Here is a 15,235-nt window from a genome sequence, read left to right on the forward strand (position 1 = left end):
TCTATTACCTTTTTCATTGAGTTATTTTATGGCTTGGATGTGATAAAAATGATTTCTAGTATGACAGGGTTTGGAAGATCGAAAGTAGAAAGTGATACTTTTCAAATTACAGTAGAAATGAAATCGGTGAACCACCGTTTTTTAGAGATGAGTATTCGACTTCCTAAGCAAATGATGGTATTTGAGGACAAAATTCGTAAAATAATTGCACAGCAAGTTCGACGTGGACGCATTGAAGTGTCTATTAGTATAGCGGGTGAAGGACTTGTTGAAAGAAAATTAAGTGTGAATTGGTCACTTCTTGAGCAGTACCAATCGATGATGGAAGATATAAAAGGGAAATTTCAATTACAAGATTCTATTACACTTCAGCAATTAATGGCAATGCCAGAAGTAACAGCAATTGAAGAAATAGAAAATGTAAATGAACATTTTGAGAACAGTTTATATGAGGCTGTTCGTCAAGCTGCTCATATGTTGAAAACGATGAGAGATGGCGAAGGAGAACGATTACATAAAGATATAGCGTATCGTTTACAAGAGATTAGCAATTGTGTAAATGCAATTATTCCACATGCACCAATTGTTACACAAAAATATCGTGAACGATTAGAAAATCGCTTAAAAGAATTACATAATCAAGATCTAGATGAACAAAGATTGCTAACAGAAGTCGCAATCTTTGCAGAGCGTTGTGATATTCATGAAGAGTTAGTTCGTTTGCAAAGTCATTTAGAGCAATTTCGTGAAACATTGCAGATTGAAGAGCCTGTTGGAAGGAAAATGGATTTCATCGTGCAAGAGATGCATAGAGAAATTAATACGATTGGTTCTAAGGCAAATGACTTAACAATTTCAAAATATGTTGTAGAAATGAAAAATAACCTTGAAAAAATTCGTGAACAAGTACAAAATATTGAGTAGCTTTCAAAAAATATATAAAGTTATACGTGGTGGAGAAATCGGATAGACTTACTAGGAGGCGCAAACTATGGCCATGCGGTTTTTAAATATTGGATACGGAAATATTGTATCTGCTCATCGAATTATTGCTATTGTAAGTCCGGAGTCAGCTCCTATTAAACGAACAGTACAAGAAGCACGCGAACATAATGCTTTGCTTGATGCTACGTATGGGAGAAAAACAAGGGCGGTTATTGTTATGGATGATGGGCATGTTGTATTAAGTCCAATTCAACCAGAGACGATTGCACATCGTTTGAATAATAAAGAAGATTTAAGTGAGGAAGGGTAGGTTTTACATATTTATGAGAAGTAGAAGAGGATTGCTCATCGTTCTTTCAGGGCCTTCTGGGGTTGGAAAAGGGACGGTTCGTAAAGAGCTGTTTAGCCATGAGGATACACGTTTTCAGTACTCTATTTCAGTAACGACACGTAAGCCGCGTGAAGGTGAAGTAGATGGTGTGGATTATTTCTTTAAAGAAAGAGAAGAATTCGAGGAAATGATTCGTAATGAAAAATTACTTGAGTGGGCTGAGTTCGTAGGTAATTATTACGGAACACCGATTGACTATGTTGAAAAAACATTACAAGAAGGAAAAGATGTATTCTTAGAAATTGAAGTGCAAGGAGCAATTCAAGTTAAGAAAGCTTTCCCAGAAGGTGTATTTATTTTCTTAGCACCTCCAAGTTTATCTGAACTAAAGAGCCGTATTGTCGGACGTGGTACAGAGACTGAAGATGTTATTGAAAATCGTTTAACTGTAGCGAAAGAAGAAATCGAGATGATGGACGCTTACGACTATGTAGTAGAAAACGATCAAGTTGAATTAGCTTGTGATAGAATTAAAGCAATTGTGGTTGGCGAACATTGCCGCCGCGAAAGGGTAGCAAAATATTATAAAGAAATGACGGAGGGTCTATAATTATGTTAAATCCATCAATTGACTCATTACTACAAAAAATCGATTCTAAGTACACTTTAGTAACAGTGGCTGCAAAACGCGCACGTGAAATGCAACTTGCTAATAACTGTGTTGTAGAAAAACCTGTTTCTCATAAATGTGTAGGTAAAGCATTAGAAGAAATCGATGCAGAAGCATTAAGCTACGTACCAAGTGAAGATAAAGTAGCTGAATAAGCCTTTGCCTTCGACAAAATAAAACATAGACTTTATAATTTTCTATGTAACGGTAACAACCTATTTACAAGTAGGTTGTTATTTTTTTACGAAAGGAATGAAATATCGGTACTGACGAGCTGAGAATTCTATTTCAGTATTATAAGTTTGAAAAAGAAAGAGGACGAGTCATATGCTAAAAGGGAAAAAGATACTTTTATGTGTAACAGGAGGCATTGCGGTTTTTAAAGCAGCTGCGTTAACGAGTAAATTGACACAATCTGGCGCGATTGTCAAAGTAATGATGAGTGAGTCGGCAATGAAGTTTGTTACGCCTCTTACATTCCAAGCGCTTTCTCGCCATGATGTATATACGGATACATTCGATGAGAAAGACTCAGCTGTTATTGCTCATATTGATTTAGCAGATTGGGCGGATGTTGTACTTGTCGCACCTGCTACTGCCAATTGTATTGGAAAGTTAGCTGGTGGTATTGCAGATGATATGATTACAACTACTTTGTTAGCTACTACAGCTCCGGTATGGATTGCGCCTGCTATGAATGTGCATATGTATGAAAATAAAATAGTTCAAAAAAATATGATGACATTGAAAACGCTAGGATATACATTTATTGAGCCTGGGGAAGGCTTTTTAGCATGTGGATATGTAGCGAAGGGACGACTAGAAGAACCTGAAGCAATTATTGCACGGTTAGAGGAAGCTTTCTCAGAACACAAACCATTGCAGGGAAAAAGAATATTAATAACTGCTGGCCCAACACGTGAAAAGGTTGATCCAGTTCGTTTTATGACGAATTTTTCTTCTGGGAAAATGGGGTATGCGATTGCGGAAGTGGCAGCGAATTTAGGCGCTGATGTTATACTCGTTTCAGGACCGACAGCATTAAATCCACCGTTACATGTAACGACAGTGCAAGTGGAATCTGCACAAGATATGTTAGAAGCAGTTCTTCAACATTATCAAAACGTAGACGTTGTCATTAAAACAGCAGCAGTTGCAGATTATCGTCCGAAATATGTGCATGAGAATAAAATGAAAAAGCAAAATGGTGATGCTGTCATTGAACTTGAAAGAACGGTGGATATTTTAAAAACGTTAGGTCAGAAAAAGGATAAACAGTTACTTATCGGTTTTGCTGCTGAAACGACAAATGTAGAGGAATATGCAACGAAAAAACTACGTGAGAAAAATGCAGATATGATTGTCGCGAATGATGTAAAAGCGCAAGGAGCTGGATTTGGCACGGATACGAATATTGTAACAATGTATAGAAAAGATGGAAAAGTTATTGAGTTGCCACTTTTAATGAAAAAAGAGGTAGCTCGTGAAATATTGAAGCAAATTGAAATGATGTTAGAAGATGATCGTTTATGAAATTTGCAAGTGTAATTGTTGATGTACCTGCCCGTCAGACAGATCGACCATTTGATTATATTATTCCTGAAAAATGGGAAGATATTGTACAGACAGGAATGCGTGTAGTAGTTCCGTTTGGGCCAAGAAAATTGCAAGGTTTTATTATTGGGATTAAAGATTCGGTGGATGTAGAAAGTAAGAAGTTAAAGACAATCCATGAAATATTAGATGTAACACCGGTTTTAAATGATGAATTATTAAAGCTTGGATATTGGCTTACAAGTGAAACGTTATGCTACATGATTTCAGCTTTTCAAGTGATGCTTCCAACTGCGATAAAAGCAACGTATAAAAAACGTCTACAACTTTGTAAACAGGAAGAAATAGCACCTGAAATACTATATTTATTTCAGGATAAAGAAGCAATTGATTTTGAAGTAATCGAGCAACAGCCACATTTATACCGAACTATTCAACAAGAAATTAAAAATGGTACGGTTGAAGTCGTTTATCAGGTGAAAGATAAAGTACAAAAGAAGAAGCAAAGAGTGGTTCAGCCGAAGTTGCCAGAAGATAAATTGGAATTAGCGGCATTTGAACTGAAAAGTAAAAAACAACAAGATGTACTTTATTATTTTGTGGAAAATTATAAAAGTACACCGTTGAAAGTAATTACAGAAGAGTTACAAATAACAGATGCTCCAATAAAAGCACTTGTTAAAAAGGGATTCATTTCAGAAAAGTATGTGGAAGTATACCGAAATCCGTATGACGATGATGATTTTGAACAAACAAAACCATTTCCACTTACGGAGGAACAAAAACAAGTTATTACACCGATTTTATCATCAATTACAAATGAAACTTATAATCCATTTTTACTATATGGTGTTACAGGAAGTGGAAAGACAGAAGTATATTTACAATCTATAGCAGCAGTGCTCAAGAAAGGAAAAGAAGCTATCGTTCTTGTTCCTGAAATTGCACTAACGCCCCAAATGGTGGATCGTTTTAAAGGTAGGTTTGGCTCGCAAGTTGCAGTTCTTCATAGTGCGTTGTCTGTTGGAGAAAAGTATGACGAGTGGCGTAAGATTTTAAGAAAAGAAGTGAAAGTTGTAGTTGGTGCGCGTTCAGCTGTTTTTGCGCCTTTTGAGAATTTAGGGATTATTATTATTGATGAAGAGCATGAATCAAGTTACAAACAAGAAGATAATCCGAGGTATCATGCAAGAGATGTAGCTGTCTGGAGAGGACAATATCATAAATGTCCTATCGTTCTTGGTAGTGCGACACCAACACTTGAATCGTTTGCAAGGGCGAAAAAAGGTGTTTATGAACTATTAACAATGGAAAAACGTATGAATGAACAAGCTTTACCAACGGTAGAGATTGTTGACATGCGAGAAGAACTTCGTGACGGGAATCGATCAATGTTTTCTAAGGCGCTGCATGAAAAAATAGCAGATCGATTAGAAAAGAAAGAACAAATGGTACTCTTTTTAAATAGAAGAGGTCATTCTACATTTGTTATGTGTCGTGATTGTGGGTATGTTGTCCAATGTCCGCATTGTGATATTTCATTGACATATCATAAAATGAATCATCGTTTAAAATGTCATTATTGTAGTTACGAAGAGAATATGCCAACTGAGTGTCCAGCTTGTCAAAGTACATACATTCGTTTCTTTGGTACAGGTACACAAAAGGTAGAAGAAGAAATTACAAAACTATTTCCAGAGGCGCGAGTCATTCGAATGGATGTAGATACGACAAGTCGAAAAGGAATGCATGAAAAATTATTAAAGGCGTTTGGGGAAGAAAAAGCAGATATATTACTTGGAACACAAATGATTGCTAAAGGATTAGATTTTCCGAAAGTAACGCTCGTTGGGGTTTTAACTGCAGATACGATGCTTCACTTACCTGATTTTCGGGCGAGTGAAAAGACATATCAGTTATTGACGCAAGTAAGTGGACGAGCGGGTAGACATGAATTGCCAGGGGAAGTTGTGATTCAAACGTATACGCCAGAACATTACAGTATAGAGTTAGCGAAGAACCAACAATATGATGTGTTTTTTGACCAAGAAATGCAAATGAGACGAACAAGACAATATCCCCCATATTACTATGTTGTACTCGTAACTGTATCTCATCCAGAATTATTAAAAGCGGTACAAGTGACGGAAAAAATTGCCTCGTATTTACGAACGCATTGCTCACAGCAAACAATGGTGCTAGGACCAGTTGCTTCAGCGATTCCAAGGATAAAAGATAGATATCGTTATCAATGCATGATAAAATACAAACGGGAACCAAACTTAAAGAACGTGCTCAAAATGGTAAATGAACATTATCAAGCAGAAATGCAAAAAGAGCTACAAATCTCAATTGATTTTAATCCAACAATGTTAATGTAGCGGAGGGAAATATGGCAGTTTTAGAAATAATAAAGCATCCAAATGAAGTGTTAGAAACACCATGCGAAAGAGTAATTAACTTTGATAAAAAGTTAGTGAAATTGTTGAAAGATATGCATGAAACAATGTTAATTGCGGACGGAGTCGGTTTAGCTGCGCCTCAAGTAGGTGTAAGCTTGCAAGTAGCGGTTGTTGATGTCGATGATGATACTGGGAAAATCGAGTTAATCAATCCATCAATATTAGAAAAACGTGGTGAACAAGTAGGTCCCGAAGGCTGTTTAAGCTTCCCGGGACTTTATGGTGAAGTAGAACGTGCCGATTATATTAAAGTAAGAGCGCAAAATCGCCGTGGGAAAGTATTCTTATTAGAAGCGGAAGGATTTTTAGCGCGTGCAATTCAACATGAAATTGATCATTTACACGGTGTTTTATTTACATCGAAAGTGACAAGATATTATGAAGAAAACGAACTAGAATAGGTGTTAAAAGGAGCGGTTTTTAAATGATAAAAGTAGTGTTTATGGGAACACCGGACTTTTCAGTGCCGGTGCTTCGTCGTCTTATTGAAGATGGCTATGAGGTAGTAGGTGTTGTGACGCAACCTGATCGTCCAGTAGGTAGAAAAAAAGTATTAACACCTACACCTGTTAAAGTTGAAGCGGAAAAACATGGTATCCCTGTGTTACAGCCGTTAAAAATTCGTGAAAAAGATGAATATGAAAAAGTATTGGCATTAGAGCCAGATTTAATTGTAACAGCTGCATTTGGGCAGATTGTACCAAATGAAATTTTAGAAGCACCAAAGTATGGGTGTATTAATGTTCACGCTTCTTTACTTCCTGAACTTCGTGGTGGTGCACCAATTCATTATGCAATTATGGAAGGTAAAGAAAAAACAGGTATTACAATTATGTATATGGTAGAAAAATTGGATGCTGGTGATATCTTAACGCAAGTGGAAGTTGAAATTGAAGAGCGTGAAACGACAGGCTCATTATTTGATAAATTAAGTGAAGCAGGAGCACACCTTCTATCTAAAACAGTGCCTTTATTAATTCAAGGTAAGTTAGAACCGATTAAACAAAACGAAGAAGAAGTAACGTTTGCGTACAATATAAAACGTGAGCAAGAGAAAATTGATTGGACAAAAACAGGTGAAGAAGTATACAATCACATTCGCGGATTGAATCCATGGCCAGTTGCTTATACAACTTTAGCAGGACAAGTTGTTAAAGTATGGTGGGGGGAAAAAGTGCCTATAACTGAACCGGCTGAAGCAGGTACGATTGTTGCAATCGAAGAAGATGGTTTTGTTGTAGCAACGAGTAATGAAACAGGTGTTAAAATTACTGAATTGCAACCTTCTGGTAAAAAGCGTATGAGTTGTTCACAATTTTTACGTGGAACAAAACCTGAAATTGGAACGAAGTTAGGAGAAAATGCATGAGACAAAATGTTCGTGAATTAGCTCTTGATGGTTTAATTCAAGTGGAAAAAAGTGGTGCATATAGCAACTTACTTTTAAATAATCTAATTGAAAAAAGTGCAATTGATAGAAAAGATATTGGTTTATTAACTGAAATTGTATATGGAACGATTCAACGTCGTGACACATTAGATTATTATTTACAGCCTTTTTTAAAAAAGAAGGTTGAGGCGTGGGTAAGAGTATTGCTTCGCTTATCTTTATATCAAATGATTTATTTAGACCGAGTGCCAGAAAGAGCGGCTATTCATGAAGCGGTTGAGATTGCAAAGCGTCGCGGGCATAAAGGAATTGCTGGTATGGTGAACGGTGTATTACGTTCGATTCAGAGAGAAGGTGTACCTTCTGTAGATGAAATCAAGGATCCAGTAGAACGTCTTGCAATTACAACAAGTCATCCAGTTTGGCTTGTCCAAGAGTGGACTTCAGAATACGGTTTAGAAACTGCAGAAAAAATGTGCGAAGTAAACATGTTACCCCCTGTACCAACAGCGCGTGTGAATGTTGATAAGGTAACTGTAGAAGAAGCGATTGAGTTGTTAGCAAGTGAAGGTATAGAAGCAAAACGTGGTGACTTATCAGATGATGCTATTCAGATTGAAAGAGGAAATGTAGCGCATACAGAAGCGTTTAAAAAAGGATTTCTTTCTATTCAAGATGAAAGTTCTATGCTTGTAGCACGCGCTTTAGAACCGAATACGGGAGATGCAGTTCTTGATAGTTGTGCTGCTCCAGGCGGAAAAACAACGCATATCGCGGAACGATTAAAGGGAACTGGTAAGGTCATGTCCCTTGATTTACATGCACACAAAGTACGTTTAATTAAACAGCAAGCAGAGCGACTTGGTCTAGAAAATGTCGAAACTAAAGCGCTAGATGCTAGAAAAGTGCAAGAGCACTTTGCAAATGAAACGTTTGATAAAATATTGGTAGATGCACCGTGTTCTGGATTTGGTGTAATTAGACGTAAACCTGATATTAAGTTAGGAAAAGATAAAGGCGATAGTGAAAGATTATCGACGATTCAAATTGCAATACTAGAAAAAATAGCACCATTATTAAAACAAGGCGGTCGTCTTGTTTATAGTACGTGCACAATTGAGAAAATAGAAAATGAACAAGTAATAGAGAAATTTTTACAAGAACATCCTGAATTTGAATGGGATACTACGCTTAAAGAGCGTATGCCAGAAAAATTAACTCCGTATATTGATGAAGGTCAAGTGCAAATTTTACCGCATTATTTTGCGACGGATGGCTTTTATATTGCTTGTTTAAGGAAGAAGGTGTAGCATCATGGAAACGACTGTAAGAAAACAAAAGAAAAATTTAGAAACGAAGAAACCATCAATTTACTCTTTACAACTTCATGAAATGCAAGATTGGTTAAAGGAACAAGGAGAACCGAAGTTCCGTGCTGGACAAATTTTTGATTGGTTATATAAAAAACGTGTAAAAAATTATGAGGATATGTCAAACCTTTCTAAAGGATTGCGTGATAAATTGTCGAATTCCTTTGATATTACTACTTTAAAAACGTTAGTAAAACAAACGTCTTCGGATGGAACAATTAAATTCTTATTCCAATTATATGACGGATATTCTATTGAAACGGTATTAATGCGACACGAATATGGAAATTCCATTTGTGTAACAACGCAAGTTGGTTGTCGTATTGGGTGTACGTTCTGTGCTTCGACACTTGGTGGATTAAAGCGAAACCTAGAAGCTGGAGAAATCGTAGCGCAAGTAGTAGAAGTTCAGCGTGCGCTTGATGAAACAGAAGAACGTGTAAGTTCTCTTGTTGTTATGGGGATTGGAGAACCATTTGATAACTATGATAATTTAATGGGATTCTTACGCATCATTAACCATGAAAAAGGACTTCATATTGGTGCGAGACATATGACTGTTTCGACGAGTGGAATTATCCCGAAAATTTATAAGTTTGCTGAAGAAGATCTACAAATTAATTTTGCGATTTCATTGCATGCTCCAAACTCAGAATTACGTTCAAAATTAATGCCGATTAACCGTGCTTATAAATTACCAGATTTAATGGAAGCTATTAAATACTATGTAAATAGAACAGGGCGTCGTATTACTTTTGAATATGGATTATTTGGAGGAGAAAATGACCAAGTAGAGCATGCTGAAGAGCTTGCTGCGCTCTTAAAAGGTGTAAAATGTCATGTGAACTTGATTCCGGTAAACTACGTACCTGAACGTGATTATGTACGTACGCCACGTGAACAAATTTTCTTGTTCGAAAAAACGTTAAAAGATCGTGGAGTGAATGTAACGATTCGCCGTGAACAAGGTCATGATATTGATGCAGCCTGCGGTCAGTTGCGTGCGAAGGAGCGCAAAGAAGAGACGAGGTGACGAGATGAAAGCCGTATTTCTATCGGATAAAGGAAAAGTTCGTCAACATAATGAAGATAGTGCAGGAGTTTTTCACAATTTAGATGGAAATGTATTAGCGGTAGTAGCAGATGGAATGGGAGGTCATCGAGCTGGTGATGTAGCTAGCTCGATGGCCATTCAATTATTCCATGATTATTGGAAGCAAACACATAATATGAATGAGCCGAAAAAAGTAGAACAATGGTTACATACTAGTGTTGGGATTATTAATGAGCGTATATATGAATATGCTCAGCAAAATGCAGAATGTAATGGTATGGGAACAACGCTTATAATAGCTGTTTGTACACCAAGCTTTGTGACAATAGGGCATATAGGAGATAGTCGTTGCTATATGGTATCAGAAGGAGAAATGACGCTAGTAACGGAAGATCATTCGCTTGTAAATGAGCTTGTGAAACATGGTGAAATTTCAAAGGAAGACGCAGAGTATCATCCGAAAAAGAATGTGTTATTAAGAGCATTAGGAACAGAAGAAAAAGTTGGGTTAGATGTTAAAACGTTGGTGATTGAGGAAGATGATCAATTACTTCTTTGCTCTGATGGGTTATCAAACAAAGTTTCTATTGATGATATGCGACAAATTTTACAGTTAAATGAACAGCTTGAAGGTAAAGGGCAGTGTCTCATTCAATTGGCAAATGATCGCGGTGGAGAAGATAATATCACACTTGTTCTTATTGATTATGCGGGTTCGACAAACGAAAGTAGGTGAAGTGCAACGTGCTGATTGGAAAACGCTTAAATGACCGTTATAAGCTGCTGAAAATGATTGGTGGTGGCGGAATGGCCAATGTATATTTAGCTCATGATGATATACTTGGCCGAGATGTAGCGGTAAAAATATTAAGACTCGACTACTCAAATAACGAAGAGTTTATTAAACGTTTCCATCGAGAAGCGCAGTCTGTTACAACGTTGTCGCATCCAAATATTGTGAATATGTATGATGTCGGAGAAGAAGATGGTATATACTATCTTGTCATGGAATATGTACCAGGACAAACATTGAAGCAATACATAATTGAGCGAGGGATGTTACCTATAGGAGAAGCTCTTGATATTATGGAGCAGTTAACATCCGCTATGGCACACGCCCATCATTTTGAAATTGTGCATCGTGATATAAAGCCGCACAATATTTTAATTCGAGCTGATGGAATAATAAAAGTAACAGATTTTGGAATTGCGACAGCTACAAGTGCAACAACAATTACACATACAAATTCAGTGCTCGGTTCAGTCCATTATTTATCACCAGAACAGGCACGTGGCGGAATAGCAAATAAACAATCAGATATCTATTCTCTTGGGATAGTTATGTTTGAATTGTTAACAGGAAGACAACCGTTTTCTGGCGAATCTGCTGTTGCTATAGCTTTAAAACATTTACAAAGTGAAATCCCATCACCAAAAAGATGGAATGAAAATATTCCGCAAAGTGTTGAAAATATTATATTAAAAGCAACTGCAAAAGATCCGTTCCATCGATATCAATCTGCCAATGCGATGAAGCGAGATATTGAAACTGCGCTATATCCAGAGAGGATAAATGAGCAACCGTTTTACATACCAGAAGATATGGAAGCGACGAAAGCGATTCCGATTATTCAACAAGAACAATTATTTGAAAATGTAAGTGATGAAACGATTGTTTTAAAAGGGAGTAAGGTGGAAGAACCGATAAGAGCAGAAGCAGCTGAGTTAGATAAGAAGAAAAAACGGAGTAACAAGTGGCTTAAAGTTTTAATTTCAACATTTTTATTTTTAGCAATAGGAATAACATTAGCGCTTACGGTTATTCCAGGATTATTTATTCCGAAAGATGTGAAAGTTCCTGATGTGGCTGGTATGAAATACACGACAGCTGTAAATACATTAGTAGAAAAGGGCTTTGAGGTGACGGAGCCTAATATTGTATATACAGATGATGTTGAAGTTGGGGATGTAATAAAAACGGACCCTGTAGCAGGAAGAGTCGTAAAAGAAAACGCTAAAATTACTATCTATCAATCAGGTGGGAAAAAGAAAAGTAAGATGGCAAATTTCACAGGGCAAAACTTTGAGAGTGTAAAAGCTGAGTTAGAAGAAAAATATAAACAAGTTACAGTAAATTATATTGAAAATGATAAGCCGAAAGGTGAAATTGTAGAGCAAATTCCGACGCCTGATCAAATGGTTATAGAAGCGGAGCAAGAACTGAAAATCTGGGTAAGTAAAGGTCCTTATCAAATTAGACCAGGTGACTTTTCGGGGTGGACTGAAAATAGTGTAACTGGTTATTTGAATGAGAGAAAACTAACGTCAGATATAAAACGAGAGTATTCAGATACAGTCGAAAAAGGACTTGTAATTTCGCAATTTCCAAAACCAGGTACACCATTAAAAGAGGGAGATAAAGTAACTATTATTATCTCTGATGGTCAAAAGCCTAAAGTGACTAAAACGGTAAAATTGGACAATATCTCTATCCCATATGAGCCTGCTGTAACAGGTGAAAAAAAGCCGCAAACAATAGAAATTTATAAAGAAGACATGCAGCAAAAAATGGATAGACCGGTTGAAACGAGAACAATTACTGAATCAGCGACTATTTCTTTAGAATTTGTAATTCAAGAAGGTTCAAAGGGACACTATAAAATTGTACGAGATGGAGTAACGATTATTGATAAAGAAGTACCATATCCAACTCAATAATAGTGAAAGTCTACTTAATTATTATTGCCTGTTATGCTGTCTACAAAGTGGACGGTATAGCAGGCAAAAATATATGATTCAAAAAGCTAGTAAAGTGATGCAGCTGTAAATATTTTTTTGCATTTAATGGGAAATTTAATGTATATTAGCAAAAGTATATATGGTAGGTTTTGAAATCGTTATTTAGAAAATTTAAATCCATTCATTTTTAAATTCAGCATCACCTTATACAAAAAAGGAGAATTCTATGCCAGAAGGAAAAATTATAAAAGCTTTAAGTGGGTTTTATTACGTGCAGCATGAAGAAGGGGTTACGCAATGTCGTGGACGAGGTGTATTTAGAAAAAATAAAATTACACCACTTGTAGGAGACCAAGTTGTTTTTCAGGCAGATAATCCAACTGAAGGTTATGTGCTTGAAGTGTTTGATCGAAAAAATGAACTTGTTAGACCTCCTATTGCTAATGTCGATCAAGCGATCCTTGTGTTCTCTGCAGTAGAACCAGATTTTAATCCTGGACTGTTAGATCGATTTTTAGTGCTGATTGAATATCATAACATTAAGCCAATTATTTGTATTAGCAAGATGGATTTAGTAGATGAAAAGATGAAAGCAACTGTTGAAGCTTATGCGAATGATTATCGTGAGATGGGTTATGATGTTTTATTTACTTCTATTAATACGTCAGAAAGTATTGATATATTAAAACCATACTTAGAAAATTGTGTTTCTGTCGTTGCGGGTCAATCTGGTGTGGGGAAATCTTCAATGCTTAATGTGCTACGTCCAGAATTAGAGCTGAAAACAAATGATATTTCCTCCCATTTAGGACGCGGGAAGCATACGACAAGACACGTAGAATTAATTGCAATTGGGAGTGGACTAGTAGCAGATACACCGGGTTTTAGTTCACTAGATTTCATTGATATAGAAGTAGAAGATCTTACATATTGTTTTCCAGAGTTGAAAGAAGCGAGCCAATACTGTAAATTTAGAGGGTGTACACATCTTTCTGAACCGAAATGTGCGGTGAAAGCTGCGGTTGAAGAAGGGAAGATTACAGAATATCGCTATAAGAACTATAAACAATTCGTAGAAGAAATTAGAGAGAGAAAGCCGAGGTATTAGTTATGATTAAAATTGCACCATCGATTTTATCAGCAGATTTTTCAAAATTAGGGGAAGAGATTAAAGATGTAGAAAAGGGCGGAGCGGATTACATTCACGTTGACGTAATGGATGGACATTTCGTACCAAATATTACGATTGGACCGTTAATTGTAGAAGCTATCCGTCCAATTACATCATTACCATTAGATGTACATTTAATGATTGAAAATCCTGATAACTATATCCCGACTTTCGCACAAGCGGGAGCGGATATTATTACTGTTCACGTAGAGGCGTGTCCACATCTACATCGTACAATTCAGTTAATTAAATCTCATGGTATTAAAGCGGGCGTTGTATTAAATCCACATACGCCAGTTTCAGTAATTGAGCATGTATTAGAAGATATAGATATGGTATTACTTATGACAGTAAACCCTGGATTTGGTGGACAGAAGTTTATCCATTCTGTATTACCGAAAATTAAACAAGTTGCAGACATGGTGAAAGAGCGCAATCTAGAAGTAGAAATTGAAGTTGATGGTGGTGTAAATGCTGAAACAGCAAGACTTTGTGTGGAAGCAGGAGCAAATGTACTTGTAGCTGGATCAGCAGTATACAATCAAAAAGACCGCGGTGAAGCAATTCGCGTAATTCGTGGGTAGTGATGAACTTTATCCTAGTAAGGTATTCATAGGATAGCGTAAAAATATGTAAAAAGGCAATCTACCGAATGGCAGATTGCCTTTTTACAATGGAAGGGGAAGAAAAAATGATTATTCATATTTTGGCAGGAGGACCTTCGGAATATTGTGCAGATTTTGCTCGATATGAGGATGAGGAAGTAGTGTGGGCAGCGGTTGATAGGGGAGTATACCGTCTATTAAAGAAAGGGATTACACCGGCTGTTGCGTTTGGAGATTACGATTCAGTTACCGAAGAAGAATTAGTATGGATGGGACAGCAAACGAACGAATTACATATTGTTCCGCGAGAAAAAGATCAAACGGATTTAGAAATTGCAATTAACTGGGCATTAGGACAGAAGCCGGCACTAATTCGTATTTTTGGTGCTACCGGTGGAAGGCTTGATCACGGTTTGGCAAATATACAGATGCTTTTAAAAGGGTTAGAAGTAGAGATAGAAATGTGTATTGTGGACAATAAAAATGAAATAACAGTTAAAAAAGTGGGTACACATATAATTGAAGAAAATAAAAATTTTCCTTATGTATCTTTTGTACCAGTTACTGAAATAGTGGAAGGGATTACATTGTTTGGTTTTAAGTACCCGCTTACTAATAAAACAATAGAGTGGGGATCAACACTTTGTATTAGTAACGAACTCGTTGAGGAAAAAGGTACTTTTTCATTTACTTCTGGCATATTAATGTTGATAAGAAGCACTGATTGAAGAAACAATTTTGCTCCTTACATCATATAGTGACCAAGTGGAGTAATGGGGATTAGGAGGGAAACCATGAGATTTTATACAATTAAGTTACCTAAATTTCTTGGTGGAATTGTTCGTGCAATGTTAAATACCTTCAAAAAAGATTAAAAAAAGCACCTATCACCGGTGCTTTTTCCATTGTTATAGTAAAAAAAGAGCCTATCGGCTCTTTTTTTT

General features: G+C 36.5%; 16 protein-coding genes. All 16 read left to right on the forward strand.

Annotation, left to right across the window (positions count from 1 at the left end):
• Nucleotides 1–48 precede the first annotated feature (48 nt).
• The 16 genes from MR112_RS08390 (at nucleotide 49) to spoVM (ending at nucleotide 15,166) form a co-directional block, all read left to right on the forward strand.
• A complete protein-coding gene (locus MR112_RS08390; protein WP_000625869.1) occupies nucleotides 49–924 on the forward strand; it encodes a YicC/YloC family endoribonuclease in 876 nt (291 codons plus the stop codon).
• Nucleotides 925–991: 67 nt separating this feature from the next.
• A complete protein-coding gene (gene remA, locus MR112_RS08395) occupies nucleotides 992–1,255 on the forward strand; it encodes an extracellular matrix/biofilm regulator RemA (protein ID WP_001251456.1) in 264 nt (87 codons plus the stop codon).
• Nucleotides 1,256–1,268: 13 nt separating this feature from the next.
• Nucleotides 1,269–1,886, forward strand: a complete 618-nt coding sequence (gmk, locus tag MR112_RS08400; protein ID WP_001257741.1) for a guanylate kinase — start codon at nucleotides 1,269–1,271, stop codon at nucleotides 1,884–1,886.
• Between the two features lie 2 nt (nucleotides 1,887–1,888).
• Nucleotides 1,889–2,101: a DNA-directed RNA polymerase subunit omega gene (gene rpoZ / locus MR112_RS08405; RefSeq protein ID WP_000933960.1), complete on the forward strand. Its 213-nt coding sequence runs from the start codon at nucleotides 1,889–1,891 to the stop codon at nucleotides 2,099–2,101.
• 172 nt (nucleotides 2,102–2,273) lie between these two features.
• Complete coding sequence (gene coaBC, locus MR112_RS08410; RefSeq protein WP_000911750.1) at nucleotides 2,274–3,479, forward strand: bifunctional phosphopantothenoylcysteine decarboxylase/phosphopantothenate--cysteine ligase CoaBC; 1,206 nt, start codon at nucleotides 2,274–2,276, stop codon at nucleotides 3,477–3,479.
• Nucleotides 3,476–5,881 carry a primosomal protein N' gene (gene priA / locus MR112_RS08415; RefSeq protein ID WP_226368665.1) on the forward strand — a complete coding sequence of 802 codons (2,406 nt, stop codon included), beginning with the start codon at nucleotides 3,476–3,478 and terminating at the stop codon, nucleotides 5,879–5,881. The genes coaBC and priA overlap by 4 nt, the downstream gene beginning before the upstream one ends.
• Before the next feature lie 11 nt (nucleotides 5,882–5,892).
• A complete protein-coding gene (gene def, locus MR112_RS08420) occupies nucleotides 5,893–6,363 on the forward strand; it encodes a peptide deformylase (RefSeq protein ID WP_000279455.1) in 471 nt (156 codons plus the stop codon).
• Nucleotides 6,364–6,386: 23 nt separating this feature from the next.
• A complete protein-coding gene (gene fmt / locus MR112_RS08425) occupies nucleotides 6,387–7,331 on the forward strand; it encodes a methionyl-tRNA formyltransferase (RefSeq protein WP_000598804.1) in 945 nt (314 codons plus the stop codon).
• Nucleotides 7,328–8,662 (forward strand): 16S rRNA (cytosine(967)-C(5))-methyltransferase RsmB, encoded by a 1,335-nt coding sequence (gene rsmB / locus MR112_RS08430; RefSeq protein ID WP_001249666.1) that lies wholly within the window; start codon nucleotides 7,328–7,330, stop codon nucleotides 8,660–8,662. The genes fmt and rsmB overlap by 4 nt, the downstream gene beginning before the upstream one ends.
• A gap of 4 nt (nucleotides 8,663–8,666) precedes the next feature.
• A complete protein-coding gene (gene rlmN / locus MR112_RS08435; RefSeq protein ID WP_000450540.1) occupies nucleotides 8,667–9,755 on the forward strand; it encodes a dual-specificity RNA methyltransferase RlmN in 1,089 nt (362 codons plus the stop codon).
• Nucleotides 9,756–9,759: 4 nt separating this feature from the next.
• The gene (locus MR112_RS08440; RefSeq protein ID WP_000648703.1) at nucleotides 9,760–10,512 is read left to right on the forward strand and encodes a Stp1/IreP family PP2C-type Ser/Thr phosphatase; all 753 of its coding nucleotides are present in this window, start codon (nucleotides 9,760–9,762) and stop codon (nucleotides 10,510–10,512) included.
• A gap of 8 nt (nucleotides 10,513–10,520) precedes the next feature.
• On the forward strand, nucleotides 10,521–12,494 hold the full coding sequence (gene pknB, locus MR112_RS08445) for a Stk1 family PASTA domain-containing Ser/Thr kinase (RefSeq protein WP_000904747.1): 1,974 nt from the start codon (nucleotides 10,521–10,523) through the stop codon (nucleotides 12,492–12,494).
• Nucleotides 12,495–12,741: 247 nt separating this feature from the next.
• The gene (gene rsgA / locus MR112_RS08450) at nucleotides 12,742–13,623 is read left to right on the forward strand and encodes a ribosome small subunit-dependent GTPase A (RefSeq protein ID WP_001113932.1); all 882 of its coding nucleotides are present in this window, start codon (nucleotides 12,742–12,744) and stop codon (nucleotides 13,621–13,623) included.
• 2 nt (nucleotides 13,624–13,625) lie between these two features.
• Entirely contained in the window at nucleotides 13,626–14,270 is a 645-nt protein-coding gene (gene rpe, locus MR112_RS08455; protein ID WP_000589974.1) for a ribulose-phosphate 3-epimerase, read from the forward strand.
• A 68-nt stretch (nucleotides 14,271–14,338) separates the two neighbouring features.
• Nucleotides 14,339–15,019 (forward strand): thiamine diphosphokinase, encoded by a 681-nt coding sequence (locus MR112_RS08460; RefSeq protein WP_002026234.1) that lies wholly within the window; start codon nucleotides 14,339–14,341, stop codon nucleotides 15,017–15,019.
• A 66-nt stretch (nucleotides 15,020–15,085) separates the two neighbouring features.
• Nucleotides 15,086–15,166 carry a stage V sporulation protein SpoVM gene (spoVM, locus tag MR112_RS08465; RefSeq protein WP_001213599.1) on the forward strand — a complete coding sequence of 27 codons (81 nt, stop codon included), beginning with the start codon at nucleotides 15,086–15,088 and terminating at the stop codon, nucleotides 15,164–15,166.
• Nucleotides 15,167–15,235: the final 69 nt, after the last annotated feature.

Origin of the sequence: Bacillus cereus group sp. BfR-BA-01330 (assembly GCF_022663885.1) — a bacterium.
Lineage (GTDB): Bacteria > Bacillota > Bacilli > Bacillales > Bacillaceae_G > Bacillus_A > Bacillus_A cereus.